Annotated in this window: 12 protein-coding genes; 6 read left to right on the forward strand and 6 right to left on the reverse strand. The window is 68.1% G+C overall.

Annotation, left to right across the window (positions count from 1 at the left end; translation table 11 throughout):
* Positions 1-58: 58 nt before the first annotated feature.
* Positions 59-1210, reverse strand: a complete 1152-nt coding sequence (locus ABRZ00_RS02120) for an ABC transporter substrate-binding protein (protein WP_368642814.1) — start codon at positions 1208-1210, stop codon at positions 59-61.
* Positions 1211-1459: 249 nt separating this feature from the next.
* Here ABRZ00_RS02120 and msrB point away from each other — a divergent pair, with 249 nt between their 5' ends.
* The 4 genes from msrB to ABRZ00_RS02140 are packed head-to-tail and all read left to right on the forward strand — an operon-like array spanning position 1460 to position 3519.
* The gene (gene msrB / locus ABRZ00_RS02125) at positions 1460-1846 is read left to right on the forward strand and encodes a peptide-methionine (R)-S-oxide reductase MsrB (protein WP_368641310.1); all 387 of its coding nucleotides are present in this window, start codon (positions 1460-1462) and stop codon (positions 1844-1846) included.
* Between the two features lie 16 nt (positions 1847-1862).
* On the forward strand, positions 1863-2447 hold the full coding sequence (locus tag ABRZ00_RS02130; protein ID WP_368641309.1) for a septation protein A: 585 nt from the start codon (positions 1863-1865) through the stop codon (positions 2445-2447).
* A complete protein-coding gene (locus tag ABRZ00_RS02135) occupies positions 2444-2731 on the forward strand; it encodes a BolA family protein (protein ID WP_368641308.1) in 288 nt (95 codons plus the stop codon). The genes ABRZ00_RS02130 and ABRZ00_RS02135 overlap by 4 nt, the downstream gene beginning before the upstream one ends.
* A complete protein-coding gene (locus tag ABRZ00_RS02140) occupies positions 2728-3519 on the forward strand; it encodes a peptidylprolyl isomerase (protein WP_368641307.1) in 792 nt (263 codons plus the stop codon). Before ABRZ00_RS02135 ends, ABRZ00_RS02140 begins: the two co-directional genes overlap by 4 nt.
* An 81-nt stretch (positions 3520-3600) precedes the next feature.
* Here the strand turns inward: ABRZ00_RS02140 and ligA are convergent, their stop codons facing one another.
* The 3 genes from ligA to smc are packed head-to-tail and all read right to left on the reverse strand — an operon-like array spanning position 3601 to position 10305.
* Positions 3601-5727 carry an NAD-dependent DNA ligase LigA gene (gene ligA, locus ABRZ00_RS02145; RefSeq protein WP_368647822.1) on the reverse strand — a complete coding sequence of 709 codons (2127 nt, stop codon included), beginning with the start codon at positions 5725-5727 and terminating at the stop codon, positions 3601-3603.
* A complete protein-coding gene (locus ABRZ00_RS02150; protein ID WP_368641305.1) occupies positions 5724-6713 on the reverse strand; it encodes a cell division protein ZipA C-terminal FtsZ-binding domain-containing protein in 990 nt (329 codons plus the stop codon). Before ABRZ00_RS02150 ends, ligA begins: the two co-directional genes overlap by 4 nt.
* 58 nt (positions 6714-6771) lie before the next feature.
* On the reverse strand, positions 6772-10305 hold the full coding sequence (gene smc / locus ABRZ00_RS02155; protein WP_368647887.1) for a chromosome segregation protein SMC: 3534 nt from the start codon (positions 10303-10305) through the stop codon (positions 6772-6774).
* A 174-nt stretch (positions 10306-10479) separates the two neighbouring features.
* On the opposite strand from smc, the gene lplT reads away from it, so the two are divergent.
* The gene (gene lplT / locus ABRZ00_RS02160; protein ID WP_368641304.1) at positions 10480-11784 is read left to right on the forward strand and encodes a lysophospholipid transporter LplT; all 1305 of its coding nucleotides are present in this window, start codon (positions 10480-10482) and stop codon (positions 11782-11784) included.
* Here lplT and ABRZ00_RS02165 read toward each other — a convergent pair.
* Both ABRZ00_RS02165 and tsaB read right to left on the reverse strand, forming a co-directional pair.
* Positions 11776-12660 (reverse strand): uracil-DNA glycosylase, encoded by an 885-nt coding sequence (locus ABRZ00_RS02165; protein ID WP_368641303.1) that lies wholly within the window; start codon positions 12658-12660, stop codon positions 11776-11778. The two genes, lplT and ABRZ00_RS02165, sit on opposite strands and share 9 nt — an antisense overlap.
* A complete protein-coding gene (gene tsaB / locus ABRZ00_RS02170; protein WP_368641302.1) occupies positions 12657-13895 on the reverse strand; it encodes a tRNA (adenosine(37)-N6)-threonylcarbamoyltransferase complex dimerization subunit type 1 TsaB in 1239 nt (412 codons plus the stop codon). The genes ABRZ00_RS02165 and tsaB overlap by 4 nt, the downstream gene beginning before the upstream one ends.
* A 127-nt stretch (positions 13896-14022) precedes the next feature.
* On the opposite strand from tsaB, the gene ompR reads away from it, so the two are divergent.
* Entirely contained in the window at positions 14023-14757 is a 735-nt protein-coding gene (ompR, locus tag ABRZ00_RS02175) for a two-component system response regulator OmpR (RefSeq protein WP_043680797.1), read from the forward strand.
* Positions 14758-14774: the final 17 nt, after the last annotated feature.

The following is a 14774-nucleotide window of genomic DNA, read 5'->3' on the forward strand; positions in this document are numbered from 1 at the left end:
TCCGGCCGCGGCCGGAAACCGGCGCAGGACGGGGCGGAGAAGGCGTCGCTGCGCATCATCACAGGTCCGGCTGGTAGGTCCACTTGCCGTTCACGACCTGCACCATGACGCGGCCGCGCTCGTCCAGCCCCGCGTGATCGGTCGGACTCAAGGTGAACACCCCCTGCGAGGCAGGCAATTCCTTGACCTGCTCCAGCGCATCGCGCAGGGCCGCGCGGAATTCCGGCGTGCCCGGCTTGGCGCCGGTCTTGAGCGCGCGGGGAATGGCGTCGTTGATCAACTGGCCGGCATCCCACATATGGCCGCCGAAGGTATTGGTCGAACCCGCGCCATACTTGCCCTCGTAGGCATTGACGTACACCAGGGCGCTGGCCTTGACCGGATGGCTGTCGGGCAGTTGGGCCGCCACCAGCAGCGGGCCGGCAGGCAGGATCATGCCTTCGCAGGCCTTGCCGCAGACCCGCAGCACGTCGTTGTTGGCGGCGCCATGGGTCTGATAGATCCGGCCCTTGTAGCCGCGCTCGACCAGCTCGCGCTGCGGCAGGGCCACCGGCGTGCCGGAGGCGGCGATCAGGATGCCGTCGGGCTTGGCCGACAGCAGCTTCAGCACCTGGCCGGTGACGCTGGTGTCAGGCCGGGCGAAGCGTTCGGCCGCCACGACCTTGATCCCCTTGGCCTCGGCGGCGGCCTTCATTTCCTGCAGCCAGCCATCGCCGTAGGCATCGCTGAAACCGATGAAACCCAGCGTCTTGACGTGCTGCTTGACCATGGCATCGGCCAGGGCGGCGGACATCAGCGCATCGTTCTGGGGCGTTTTGAATACCCATTTGCGCGGACCGTCCACCGGCTCGACCAGCTTGGCGTTGGCGGCTACGCTGATCATGGGGGTGCCGGTCTCGGCGGCGACGTCCGACATGGCCAGCGAAGCCGGCGTCACCGAGGTGCCCAGCACGACATCGACGTGATCGTCGGCCGTGAGCTTGCGGATGTTCTTCACCGCTTGCGTGGTGTCGGTGGCATCGTCCAGCACGATGTACTGCACGGTCTGGCCGCCGATTTCCGTGGGCAGCAGCGCCACGGTATCGCGCTCGGGGATGCCCAGCGAAGCCGCCGGTCCGGTGGACGACACCGTCACGCCCACCTTGATCTGGGCGGTCGCGGCCAGGGGCAGCGCGGCCGACAAGGCGGCCACACCCAGAGCGAGCCGCAGGGAAACCGGAAATGTCATGTTTGTCTCCGAATGTTTTTTGACGGGCCATGCAATTCATGGCTGCGAACCCGGCGGGTCACGGCATAAACACATGAACGGGCGTCATATTATCGCAGGCTGGCGCAATTTGCTGCTACGGCCCGGAATTTCCCGACGCCCCCACGCGCCGGCCGCGACGCCCCGCCGCCGCCTCTGATGCGAAAGTCGATTAAGATGGAGGATTGAAGTGAAATTCTCGACAGGTTCCTCGTGGACAAGACAGACGCCGAATGGCGTGCGCAGCTTTCCCCCGACGAATTCGCGGTCACGCGGCTCAAGCACACCGAGCGCCCGTTCACGGGCCGCTATTGGAATACCACCCAGGCGGGCACCTACGTCTGCGTCTGCTGCGGCACGCCGCTCTTCACCTCGGACACGAAGTTCGACGCGGGCTGCGGCTGGCCCAGTTATTTCGAGCCGGTGGCCCCCGACCGCGTGCGCGAACTGCGCGACACCAGCCACGGCATGATCCGCACCGAAATCCTGTGCGCCCTCTGCGACGCCCACCTGGGCCATGTGTTTCCGGACGGTCCGCCCCCCACCGGCCTGCGTTACTGCATCAATTCGCTGTCCCTGAAATTCATCCCGGCCGAATGACCGCATCCCTGACCGAATGAAAAAACTCCTCTTCGACCTCTTCCCGCTGATCCTGTTCTTTCTGGCGTTCCGCTTTGCCGACATCTACGTCGCCACCGGGGCCGCCATGGCGGCGGCCGTGCTGCAGATCCTGTGGCTGCGCCTGACCGGCCGGGCGATCGAGCCCACGCACTGGATCAACCTGACGGTGATCGTCGTATTCGGCGGCGCGACGCTGCTGCTTCACGACGACACCTTCATCAAATGGAAGCCCACGGTCCTGTACTGGCTGTTCGCCGCCATCCTCATGGGCGCGCGCCTGTTCACCGGCCGCAACCTGATGCGCCGCCTGATGGGCGACAAGATCGCCTTGCCCGAGCGCGCCTGGAACCGCCTGAACGACAGTTGGGCCGGATTCTTCGCCGCCTCCGGCGCCCTCAACCTGTACGTGGCCTTCTCCGGCCGCTTCACCGAGGCGCAATGGGTGAATTTCAAGGTCTTCGGCCTGATGATCCTGCTGCTGCTGTTCGTGGTGGCGCAGTCCCTGTGGCTGGGCCGGCACATCCAGACCGAATCCGCCGCGCCCCGAACCGAAGACCCCAAAGGCGAGCCGCGCGCATGACCCCCGAAGGCACCGACCTGCAGGCCGTGCTGGCCGCGCGCCTGGCCGCGCTCGAACCCGCGCGGATGGAGATCATCGATGATTCCCATCTGCATGCCGGCCACGCGGGCGCCCAGGGTGGCGCGCGGCACTTTCGCGTCCATATCGTGTCCAAGCAATTCCAGGGGCTCGGCACGCTCGCCCGCCATCGTCTTGTGTATGATTGCGTGCGGGATCTGATGCCCCATCCGATCCACGCCCTGGCCATCGAGGCCGGCACCCCTCCCATCGAAGGACTTTCATGAAACGTATCGCTGCTGTCGCCCTGGCCTGCTCTCTGACGCTGCCGGTCTGGGCCAAGGATATTGCCACCGTCAACGGCCAGGGCATCTCCCAAGACAAGTTCAACCAGTTCGTCAGCATGCTGATCAGCCAGGGAGCCCAGGATACGCCGCAGTTGCGCGATCAGGTCAAGCAGGAAATGATCAACCGCCTGGTGGCGGTCCAGGCCGCCGAGAAGGCCGGCCTGAAGAAAGACCCCGCCGTCCAGCAGGAAACCGAGCTGGCTTCGCAAAGCATCCTGGTGCGCGCCCTGATGGCCAAGTACCTGAAAGACAACCCCATCAGCGAAGCCGACCTGAAAAAAGAATACGACACCATCAAGGCCGAACAGGCCTCGCGCCAGGAATACAAGCTGCGCCACATCCTGGTCAAGGAAGAATCCAAGGCCAAGGATCTGATCAAGGCGATCAAGGCGAAGAAGACCTCGTTCGAGGCCGCCGCCAAGAAAGACTCGATCGACACCGGCAGCGGCAAGAACGGCGGCGAGCTGGGCTGGGGCCCGACCAGCAACTACGTGCCTGAATTCGCTCAGGCCGTGGAAGGCATGAAGAAAGGCGAACTCAGCGCCCAGCCCGTGCAGACGCAATTCGGCTGGCACGTGATCCAGGTCGAGGACGTGCGTCCGATCGCCTTTCCGTCCTTCGAGGAAGCTCGGCCCCAACTGGAAGAAATGATGCGCCAGCAGGCGTTGTCCGACTACCAGAAGCGCCTGATGAAGGACGCCAAGATCGTGGACAAGACCGACAAGTAAGCCCGCCGCGCAGCCTGCGGCCGCTTGCCTCGGCTCTCGACGGCCTCCCGGAAGGGAGGCCGTTTCTTGTGGGCCCGGCGCTCAGCCGCCGAGCAGCGTTTTCAGGCCGGCTTCGTCGATCACGGCCACGCCCAGTTCGGCGGCCTTGGCGAGCTTGCTGCCGGCGTCATCGCCGGCCACCACCCAGGCGGTCTTGCGCGACACCGAGCCGCTCACCTTGCCGCCCGCCGCCAGGATCAGGCGGGTGGCCTCGTCGCGGCTCAGGGTCGGCAGGGTACCCGTCAGCACCAGGGTCTTGCCCGCCAAGGGCTTTTCGCCGGCTGGCGCCGCGTCGGCCTGGGGCTCGACCCCTTCGGCCCGCAATGCGGCGATGACCTCGCGGTTGTGCGCCTCGGCGAAAAAACGCCGGATAGACGCCGCCACCACCGGGCCGACATCCGGCACCTGCAGCAGGGATTCCTCCGGGGCATCCATGATCGCCTCGATGGAGCCGAAATGCCGCGCCACGTCGCGCGCCGTGGTCTCGCCCACGTGGCGGATGCCCAGGGCGTACAGCAGGCGCGACAAGGGCGGGCGGCGGCGCTGGTTGATCGCCTCGACCAGGTTGCGCGCCGATTTCGCCCCCATGCGGGGATACGTGGACAGCGCCAGTTCGCCCCCTCCGGACGGGTCCGCCAGCTTGTACAGATCGGCCAGCGTGCGAACCTTGCCGGTATCCACCAGTTGTTCAATCAGCTTGTCGCCCAGGCCATCGATGTCCAGCGCCTTGCGGCTGGCGGCGTGCCACAGCATCTGCTTGCGCTGCGCGGGGCAGAACAGCCCGCCGGTGCAGCGCGTGATCGCCTCGCCTTCCGGCCGTTCGACCGCCGAGCCGCAGACCGGGCACACCGGACAGACGGCCTGCAGATCGAAGACCGGCGCGTCGGCCGGACGCAGCGCCAGCACGGGCCCGACGACCTCGGGGATGACGTCGCCCGCGCGGCGCACCACCACGGTGTCGCCGATGCGCACGTCTTTGCGCCGGATCTCGTCCTCGTTGTGCAGCGTGGCGTTGGTGACGGTGACGCCGCCGACGAAGACCGGCTGCAGTCTGGCGACCGGCGTCAGGGCCCCGGTGCGCCCCACCTGCACGTCGATGCCGATCAGCCGGGTGGTTTCTTCCTGGGCGGGAAATTTATGCGCGATGGCGAAGCGCGGCGCGCGGGCAACGAAGCCGAGAACGTCCTGGGCGCGCAGGTCGTCCACTTTGTATACCACCCCATCGATCTCGTAGGGCAGGTTGGCGCGGGAGGCCCCCACGGCCTCGTAGAAGCGCAGCAGCTCCGCCGCCCCCCGGCACAGCGTGCGGTCGGGACTGACGGCAAAACCGAAACCGGCCAGCCAATCCAGCATCCCGGAATGGGTCTCGCGCGGCCGCAGATCCGTTCCGCCGGCATCCTGGATCTGGCCCCAGCCGTAGGCGTAGAAACGCAACGGCCGGGCCGCCGTGATGCGCGGGTCCAGTTGGCGCAGGCTGCCGGCCGCCGCATTGCGCGGATTGACGAACGGCTTGTCGCCCCGTGCGGTCTGGGCCTCGTTCAGACGCGCGAAATCCGCCCGTGTCATCAGGACCTCGCCACGCACCTCCAGCACGGCGGGCGCCTCGCCGCCGCGCAAGCGCAGCGGCACCGAACGCAGGGTGCGGATGTTGGCGGTGATGTCCTCGCCCTGGGCGCCGTCGCCCCGGGTCGCCGCCTGGACGAGGCGGCCCTGTTCGTAGCGCAGGCTCACGGCCAGGCCGTCGAACTTGTATTCCGCGACATAGACCACGCCCTCCGGCCCGGCCGGCGCGACCGCGCCGGCGAGCAGCCCGGAGCCCATCAGCGTGGCCGCAACGCGGTCGTCGAAGGCGACGACGTCTTCGGCCTCGAAGGCATTGCCCAGCGACAGCATGCGCACGGCATGCCGCACAGAGCCAAAATGATCCAGCGGGGCCGCACCGACCCGCTGCGTCGGGGAGTCGGGAGTCACCCACTCCGGGTGCGCAGCCTCGAGGGCCTGCAGTTCAGCCATCAGGCGGTCGTACTGCGCATCCGAGACGGACGGCGCATCCTCGACGTAATAGCGGCGGTTGTGGGCCTCGATCTCGGTGCGCAGCGTCTCCAGGCGGCGCTGATCGGCGGCTTCGCGGTCCTGCCCGGCGGCGCCCGCGCCGGGGCGCCGCGTCATGAGAACACCCGCGCCGCGCGATCCGTGCCGGCCAGGAAGCCCGCCTGGTCGAGCTGATCGTACAGGGCGCTGATCTGGCGGTCGATGGCGGGGGCGGAATCATCCTGGAAAGTCCGGCCCTGATCGTCCAGCACGTGGGCCTCCAGACGCGTGGCCAGGTCGCGTCCCACGGCCACCATGCGGCTGAACGCCTGATCGTCGGGCAGGCTGTTGGGCACGTCCAGAACCAGGTCGACACGATGCGCGGACTCGCCTTCCGGGGCGTCGACCTGCAGGACAAAGCGCGGCAGGCCGTTTTCCGCCATCCAGGCCCACTGCCCGCGCCACTGGACGAAGCCCGCCTCGGCAGCCGCCTGGATGATGGCGGCCGCGGGACGCGGCTGGGCCAACTGCAGGATGAGCCCGACCTGGGCATCCATGGCGGCGCAGCGCGCATCGAGTTCCACCGCCTGGCGCAGCACCACGTCCTGGTCCGGGGCCTCGATCAGACCCTCGAAGCGCTCGGCCAGATTCTGCGCCAAGGTCCAGAGGTTGGACCATTCGATGGCCGTCAGCGGCCCGCTGCGGTTGGCCAGCACGACCGCCAGTTGCAGCGACACGTAGGCCTCGCCGGGCAGCGCCTCGGCCCGATGGCCGCCGCCCTCGCGCTCGGCGAACACCCGCACGGGCTTCTTGCCGACACGGCTGATGGCCCGCAGGGCTTCTGCCAATGTTTCTCCCGCCACGGGATGAGCCAGAGCGATGTCGATGACCGCCTCGCAGGCGGGATCGGCCTCCGGGCTTTCGTCGGCCACGGAGCGGCCGGCCGGCCACAGCCCCGGTTCGCGCCGGGGCGCCGCATCGCGCATCAGCACATCGTGGCCGGCTTCCGGCAGCGACTGGCGCATGCTGCGCCGCGCCCGCCAGTCTTGCCAGGCGTTGTACAGCAGGACGACGACGATCAGCGCCACCCCGATCGAAATCAGCAAGATCTGCAAATCACTCATAGAGTCCTCTTATCCGGGTCCGGGCCTGTTCTCAAGATCACGCAGTGCGAGCACATCCCTAGGCCGCCTCGGCCGCCCACTGCAAGGCCGAGTCCATGTCCACGGCCACGATCCGCGACACGCCCTGTTCCTGCATGGTGACGCCGACCAGTTGCCGGGCCATCTGCATGGCGATTTTGTTGTGCGAAATGAACAGGAACTGCGTCTGGTCGCTCATGCCGCGCACCAGATTCGCATACCGTTCGGTATTGGCATCGTCCAGCGGAGCATCGACCTCGTCGAGCAGGCAGAACGGCGCCGGATTGAGCTTGAACAAGGCGAACACCAGGGCGGTCGCCGTCAGGGCTTTTTCGCCTCCCGACAGCAGGTGGATGGTGCTGTTGCGCTTGCCCGGCGGCTGGGCCATGACCTGCACCCCGGCGTCCAGGATCTCGTCGCCGGTCATGGTCAGACGGGCCTCGCCGCCACCGAACAGGCGCGGAAACAACTCGCCGAAGTGGCCATTCACCGTCTCGAAGGTTTGCGACAGCAGTTCGCGCGTTTCGCGGTCGATGCGGCGGATCGCGTTTTCCAGGGTCTCGATGGCCGAGAGCAGGTCGGCATGCTGCGCGTCCAGGAAGCCCTTGCGCTCGCGCGCCGCCGTCAGTTCGTCCAGCGCCGCGAGGTTCACGGCGCCCAGGGATTCAATACGCCGGGTGATGCGCTGGACCTCGGATTGCAGCCAGTCCAGACTCCGCCACTGGGGCGTCTGCTCGTCCAAGTGGCGGCGCAGGGCGTCCCGGTCGACCTGGCGGGCATCGAGCTGCTCGGCGAACTGCTCGACCGACAGGCGCGAGGCCTGCTCCTTGAGCTGCAATTCGGTAATGCGCGCCCGCAGAGGGTCCAGGCCGCGCTCCAGCGTCAGCCGACCTTCGTCGGCCTCGCGCAATGCGGCGGCCGCCCGATCCTGCTCCTGACGGGCCTGACGCAGGGCTTCTTCGCTCGCGGCCCGGGCCTCCAGCGCATCCTGCAGGCCGGCCTGCGCCACGGACTCGTCCAGATCGAACAATTCGCCCTGCAAGGATTCAAGTTCCGCGCCCGAACGGCGGGCCTGCTCTTCGGCCAATTGCAGGGTGCGGTGCAGTTCGTCCAACCGGTGGCGCAGCGTACGCACGGCGTATTCGGCCTCCTGGGCGGCACGCTCTTGGTCGCGGCCCCGCTGGCGCGCCTGCTCGCCCTGCCGCGCCAGGTCTTCGGCTTGCAGATCCAGCTCGGCCAAGCGCTCCTGTTGCTCGGCCAGCACCTGATCCAGGGCTTCGAAACGGGCTTCCGCCTCGGCGCGCCGGGCGTCCAGCGCGGTCTGCTGCTCGATCAATTCGGCCAGATCGCGGTCCAGGCGCCGGGACTGCTCGTCGGACTGCGCCGCCTGCTGGCTGAGCTGCTGGTGGTGGATCTGGGCATCGTGCTGCGCCCGCATGCGCTCGGCGATTTGCTGGCGCGCCGGCTGCAAGGCCTGGCCCAGATTGCGGCAGGCGGCGTCAGCCTGGGCGTGGGCATCCAGGGCTTGGTCGGCGATCAGTTGCGCGGCGCGAATTTCAAGGGCCAGATTGTCGATCTGCTGGCGGCGCGCCAACTGGCCCGCCTGCTCGGAATCGGCCGCGTAGAAGCGCACGCTGCAGGCATCGACCCGGTGTCCGTCGCGCAGCACCCAGGCGCCGCCTGGCGGCAGCTCGCCGCGCCGCGCGATCGCCGCGCCCAGGTCGTCGGCCACATGCACGCCGCGCAGCCACACGGCCAGCAGAGACTGCACCGCGGGGTCGCGCGCCTGGACAAAATCCAGCAGGCGGGGCGCATCCGGCCCCGCGGCCGCAGACGGCCCGGCCCCATCGGGCGTCTGGTAAAAAGCCAGCCGCGCGGGCGGCACATCCTGGCCAAAGGCGCGCGCATGGTCCAGCGTGCGCAAGCCCAGGGCATTCATGCGCTCATGCAGGACGGCCTCCAGGGCGGTTTCCCAGCCCGCATCGACCCGCAACTGCTGCCACAGCCGGGCAAGGCCGCCGAGTTCCTGGCGCTGCAGCCAGGGCTCCAGCGCATCTTCGGACTGAATCTTTTCCTGCAGCGCGATCAAGGCCTGACGGCGCGCGTCGAGCCTTTCAAGATCCAGGCGGGCCGCCTGGCTGGCTTGCAGCGCCTCAGCGCGCGCGGCCTCCAGGCCGGGCAGGCGGGATTCGAGTTCCAGCAAGCGCCCCTGGGCTTCTTCGAGACGCGCCTGGGCAACCTCGCACTCCCCCGCCCAGCGCTGAAGCTCGGCGGGGTCCGGCGCGCCCAGCGCGGCGCGCTCGCCCTCCAGGCGCGCGCGCCGGTCTTCCAGGGCGCGCCACTGGCCATCGGCATCCCGCTGGGATTGCGCGGCCAACGCCAGGTCCTGCTCTGTGCGCGCCAGGGCGCGCCGCCATTCATCACGCCGGGCGGCCAGATCGCGCAGCCGGGCGTCGAGTTCCGGCAGTCCGTCCTGGGCGTGCTGCGCCTGCTCGGCCAATTGTTCCGCACGGGCCTCGGCCTCTTCGATCTGCGCCTGGGTGTCTTCGATCGAAGTCTGGCTGAGCGTGCGCTGGTCGCCCCATTCTTGTTGCTGAGCCTGCAACTGCGCACGGCGGGCCTGGAGACGGTTGCGCGAATCGACGACGTGGCGGATTTCGGCTTCCAGGCGGCTGACCTGGGCGCCGGCCTCAAACAGGCCCGCCTGCGCCCGGTGCACCTGTTCGCTGGCCTCGAAATGCGCGGCACGGCGGGTTTCCAGGTCGGACTCCAGTGCGCGCAGCCCCGCCACGGCGGATTCGAGTTCGGCCTGGGCGCGCTCGGTTTCCACAGCCAGGGTCTGACGGCTCTCGCGCGCGGCCTGCTCGCGCAGCAGCCACAGGGCGTGCTGTTTGAGTTCGCCTTCGGTTTGCAGCGCACGGTAATCGGCCGCCACCCGGGCCTGGGACTCCAGCTTCTCGAGCTGGCTGGCGAGTTCGCGCAGGATGTCCTCCAGGCGCGTCAGGTTCTCGCGCGTGTCGGACAGGCGGTTCTCGGTTTCGCGGCGGCGTTCTTTATAGCGCGACACCCCCGCCGCCTCTTCAAGATAGACGCGCAACTCTTCAGGGCGGGCTTCGATCAGGCGGTTGATCATGCCCTGGCCGATGATGGCGTAGCCGCGCGCGCCCAGCCCGGTCCCCAGGAAAATATCGTGGATGTCGCGGCGGCGCACCGGCTGGTTGTTGATGAAGTAGCTGCTGGCGCCGTCGCGGGTCAGCACCCGGCGCACGGCGATTTCCGCGAAGGTGGACCACTGCCCCGCCGCCCGGCCCTGGCTGTTGTCGAACACCAGTTCGACCGAGGCGCGCGCGGCCGGCTTGCGCTGGCCCGAACCGTTGAAGATCACGTCCTGCATCGAGGCGCCGCGCAGCTCGGATGCCTTGGTTTCGCCCAGCACCCAGCGCACGGCATCGATGATGTTGGATTTGCCGCAGCCGTTGGGGCCCACCACGCCGACCAGCTCGCTGGGCGTGGGGATCACGGTCGGATCCACGAAGGATTTGAATCCGGCAAGTTTGATCTGCGTGAGGCGCACGGTGCAGGACGGAAAATCGAGGTGCGTGGATGACAGCGTATGATAACGCACCGGGACCGGGCGACCTCCACGCCCGGCGCCGTCTCCCCGGCGGCAACCCGCTATACTGCAACTCTTTTTTACGGGCGCGCCTTGCGGCATCCGTCCCTTCGTCAACCACATCGGGGTCCGCGATTGAACAAGGGCTTTTACATGGTCATGGCCGCACAGGCGTTATCGTCTGTCGCGGACAACGCCCTGCTGATCGCGGCAATCGGGCTGATCGCCGACCTGAGCGGCCCGGATTGGATGGCTCCCATGATGAAATGGTGGTTCGCCCTGGCCTACGTGATCCTGGCCGCCTTCGTCGGCGCCTTCGCCGACGCCTTTCCCAAGGGCCGGGTCATGTTCGCCACCAATGCGCTCAAGACCTGCGGCTGTCTGCTGATGTTCAGCTACGGCGCCTTCGGGTTCAACCACCAATACCAATTGGTCCTGATCTTCGTGGCCTACACCATCGTCGGCATCGGCGCCGCCGCCTATTCTCCGGCCAAGTACGGCATCGTCACCGAAATGCTGCCGCCCGAGCTGCTGGTCAAGGGCAATAGCTGGATCGAGGGCCTGACGGTGCTGTCGGTCATCCTGGGGACCGTACTGGGCGGGCTGCTCATCAGTCCGACGGTTTCAGCCTGGCTGATGTCCCTCGCCTGGGTGGACAGCCTGGCCGACAACGCCGCGCAAAGCGCCATCCTGATGATCAGCCTGGTGTACGTCGCCGCCGCCCTGTGCAATCTGCTGATTCCCGACACCCACGCCTTCTATCCCCGCCAGCAGACCCATCCCGTGGCCCTGATCCGCAACTTCGGCCGCTACGTGCGCATCTTGTGGTCCGACAAGCTCGGCCAGATCTCGCTGGCGGTCACCACCCTGTTCTGGGGCGCGGGCGCCACCTTGCAGTTCATCGTCATCGAATGGGGCGCGCAGCACCTGGGCTATCGCCTCGACCAGGCGTCCGTACTGATGGGCGTGGCCGCCTTCGGCACCGTCATCGGCGCGATCTTCGCCGGCCGCGTGCCGCTGCGCCGCGCGCTGTCGGTGCTGCCGGTGGGCGTGGCCATGGGTCTGGTGGTGCTGCTGATGCCGGCCGTCTACACCCCCTGGGCGGTGTACTGCCTGCTGCTGCTGATCGGCGGCCTGTCGGGCTTTTTCGTGGTCCCCATGAACGCCCTGCTGCAGCATCGCGGCCACGTGCTGCTGTCCGCCGGCCATTCCATCGCCGTGCAGAATTTCAACGAGCAACTGAATATCCTGCTGATGCTGGCCATGTACAGCCTGATGCTATGGCTGGGCCTGTCGATCAACCTGATCATCGCCTTGTTCGGCATTCTGGTGGCCTGCCTGATGCTGGTCTTCATCCACTGGAACCGGCTCAACCACCGCGCGCATCCCGAACTGAGCCGGATGATCGGGCAAACAGGCCACGGCACGGCGCTACACTGATTGCACCGCCTGCGCCAGCCCGGCCAGATCCCTCCAGGCTTCGGCCTTCCAGGCGGACCGGACCAGCAGCGACGAAGGCTGGTGCGTGACCCAGACCGGGATCGGCTCGCCTTGCTCGGGGACATGACAGTGCGGGCCGCCGCGCAAGGCGTTCAGGTCCAGATCCGTGCCGATCACAGCCTGAGCCGCCACCCGGCCCAGGGCCAGGATCCAGTGCGGCCTCAGCAGGACGATCTGCCGGCGCAGCCAGGGCAGGCAGGCCGAGATGTCTTCGGCGGACGGCTCCCGCCCCCCCACGGCGCGGCATTTCACCACATGGGTCAGGTAGACCGAATCGGCATGCGGCAGGCGCGCGGCGGCCAGCATGGCGGCCAGCAGGCGGCCCTGGTCGCCCTGGAACGGCCGGCCGCTAGTGTCGTCCTCCATGCCGGGCTGCTCACCGATGATCAGATAATGCGGCCGCCCGGACCGGCCCGCCCCAGGAACCGCCAGGGCGCGCTGCGCGTGCCTGCCGCACAGGCCGCAGGCCGACACCGCCGCGTCCAGCGCGGCCAGGTCCGGACACTCTGCCGGCGCGGCGCCCTTGATCGCCGGGGCCGGCGGCTGCGCCAATCCGGCCGGGGCGCGCACGCGCGCCAGGCCGGGATGGGTTGGGACACGCGATTCGGGCGGGACGCCCGGCGGGGTTTCCGCAACGGGGGCGGCCGCCGGCGCCGCACCGGCCTGCGCAGGGGCCTGGGATCGGTCGGCCGCCGGATCCGCGGCGGCGGGCGTCTCCGCCCCCGTCTCCGGTCGCGCCGCGAGCCAATGGGTGTCCAGGCCGATTTCGGCCAGCCAGGCGATCTGGCCCGGACGCAGCAGGGCGCGCGGCTTCATGCGGCGTCCGCCGCCAGGGTCAGGGTCATGATCCAGGCATCCTCGCGCCCCTGGAGCGCCGGATAATAGCCGCGCCGCAGCCCGACCTGCGCAAAGCCATGCTGGCGGTAGAAAGCGATGGCCTGCCCGTTGCTGGGGCGGACCTCGAGCGTGAGGGCCGTCAATCCGGCCTGGCGGCAATGATCGATGCAACGGCGCAGCAGATGCGCGCCCACGCCCTGGCGCTGCGCGTCGGGGCGCACGCCGATCACCAGCAAATGCACGATATCCGGCGCGTCCATCACCAGGGCGAAGCCAAGCATCGCCCCCATGCGGCGCACCACCCAGCCGCGGTAGCCGGCCGCCAGGCCGTCGGCGAAATTCTTGCGGGTCCAGGGAAAAGACTGCACCCGGCTCTCGATGGCGGCGACCTCGTCGACGTCCGCGGGCATCATGTCGTGCAGGGTCAGCGCCGCCGCATCCACCTGAGGATTGCCTCCCAGGCCGCCGGCGCGCTCGACTGTGGTGTAGGCGACCTTGTCGCGCACATAGGCGGGCGAGGCCTGGGCGGCGTCCACGGCCCGCCCGGCGCTCCAGGCCCGCTGCGCCAGCCGGGCGATAGTGCCGGCCTGGGCATGCGCGGATTGCGGCGCCGCCGCCGCAATCCGCCCGCCCAGGGCTTCGAGTTCGCCGTCCAGGCCGGGAAAGGCTGCGAGCGCATCGCCATGGGCCGTCCAGCCGCCCCCCGCCTGCATCCCCCACCCGGCCGACTCGCGGCCGGCCCAGGCCGCCACGTCGGCGCGGGCCAGCAGCGCCGGCGCCTGAAGCGTCGTCCAGTCCGCGCCGGCGGCCCGGTAGACGGCGGCGTAGACCTCATTCATGCGCGCGTCCTGCAGCACGACGTGAACACCCGCGGGATCCTCGCCGGCGCCTTGGCAGGCCACCGCGCACAGGGAATCCACCGGCAGCACGGGAATATCGAGCGCCACGGCCAGACCCTGGGCGACGCCGCAGGCCACGCGCAGCCCCGTGAACCCGCCAGGCCCCTGGCCGAAGGCCACCGCCGTCAGCTCGCCGCGACCCAGGCCGGCCTGCGCCAGCAAGTCTTGCGCCATGGGGAGGATGCGTTCGGCGTGCGCGGCGCGGCCCTCATGCATGGCCGTGCGCAGCCGTGTCCGGCCGCCTGTCCGGGACAGCAGCGCGACACCGCATAAAGTGCTTGATGTTTCAAACGCGAGAATGTGAAAATCGTCCATGGCCCCGACATTTTAAAGGAGCGGCATCAGGAAGCTCTTTATTTCCAAAACAAAGACCAAACGCTTATTGTGTAATTTGTTGTGATAAGCGCTGGCTCCTCATTCCCGACCCTGTTACATTTTCCGCATGAACACGCAAACCCAGACCCTCACCCGCAAGATCCTCATCGTCGACGATGATCCCAGGCTGCGCGATCTGCTGCGCCGTTATCTGTCCGAACAGGGCTTCAATGTCTACGTCGCCGAAGACGCCAAAGAAATGGCCAAACTCTGGCAGCGGGAACATTTCGACCTCCTGGTGCTGGATTTGATGCTGCCCGGAGAAGACGGCCTGTCCATCTGTCGCCGCCTGCGGGGCAGCCACGACAATACGCCCATCATCATGCTGACCGCCAAGGCCGAGGAAATCGACCGCATCGTCGGCCTGGAAATGGGGGCGGACGACTACCTCACCAAGCCTTTCAATCCGCGCGAGTTGCTGGCACGGGTCAATGCCATCCTGCGCCGCCGGGGCACCGAGGAACACCCCGGCGCGCCCAGCCAGGAAAACGAATCCGTGGAATTCGGCCCCTACGTGCTGAATCTGTCCACCCGCACCCTGACGCGCAACGGCGAGGCCGTGCCCATTACCACCGGCGAATTCTCGGTGCTCAAGGTCTTCGCGCGCCACCCCAAAGTCCCGCTGTCGCGCGACAAGCTCATGGAGCTGGCCCGGGGCCGCGAATACGAGGCATTCGACCGCAGCCTGGACGTCCAGATCTCGCGCCTGCGCAAGCTGATCGAACCCAATCCTTCCAAACCGGTCTTCATCCAGACGGTCTGGGGGCTGGGCTACGTCTTCGTGCCCGACGGCGGCCAGTAACCTCCTTTTCCGACCGT

The sequence above is a fragment of the Castellaniella ginsengisoli genome, from assembly GCF_040955415.1.
GTDB classification, from domain to species: Bacteria; Pseudomonadota; Gammaproteobacteria; order Burkholderiales; family Burkholderiaceae_B; genus Castellaniella; species Castellaniella ginsengisoli.

Excerpts from the sequence above, each read along its gene's own strand:
- ABRZ00_RS02130 (WP_368641309.1), top strand. The coding sequence starts at position 1,863 with ATGAAAAAACTCCTCTTCGACCTCTTCCCGCTGATCCTGTTCTTTCTG.
- ABRZ00_RS02135 (WP_368641308.1), top strand. The coding sequence starts at position 2,444 with ATGACCCCCGAAGGCACCGACCTGCAGGCCGTGCTGGCCGCGCGCCTG.
- ABRZ00_RS02140 (WP_368641307.1), top strand. The coding sequence starts at position 2,728 with ATGAAACGTATCGCTGCTGTCGCCCTGGCCTGCTCTCTGACGCTGCCG.
- ligA (WP_368647822.1), bottom strand. The coding sequence starts at position 5,727 with ATGACGCGGCGCCCCGGCGCGGGCGCCGCCGGGCAGGACCGCGAAGCC.
- ABRZ00_RS02150 (WP_368641305.1), bottom strand. The coding sequence starts at position 6,713 with ATGAGTGATTTGCAGATCTTGCTGATTTCGATCGGGGTGGCGCTGATC.
- ABRZ00_RS02165 (WP_368641303.1), bottom strand. The coding sequence starts at position 12,660 with ATGAAGCCGCGCGCCCTGCTGCGTCCGGGCCAGATCGCCTGGCTGGCC.
- tsaB (WP_368641302.1), bottom strand. The coding sequence starts at position 13,895 with ATGGACGATTTTCACATTCTCGCGTTTGAAACATCAAGCACTTTATGC.
- ompR (WP_043680797.1), top strand. The coding sequence starts at position 14,023 with ATGAACACGCAAACCCAGACCCTCACCCGCAAGATCCTCATCGTCGAC.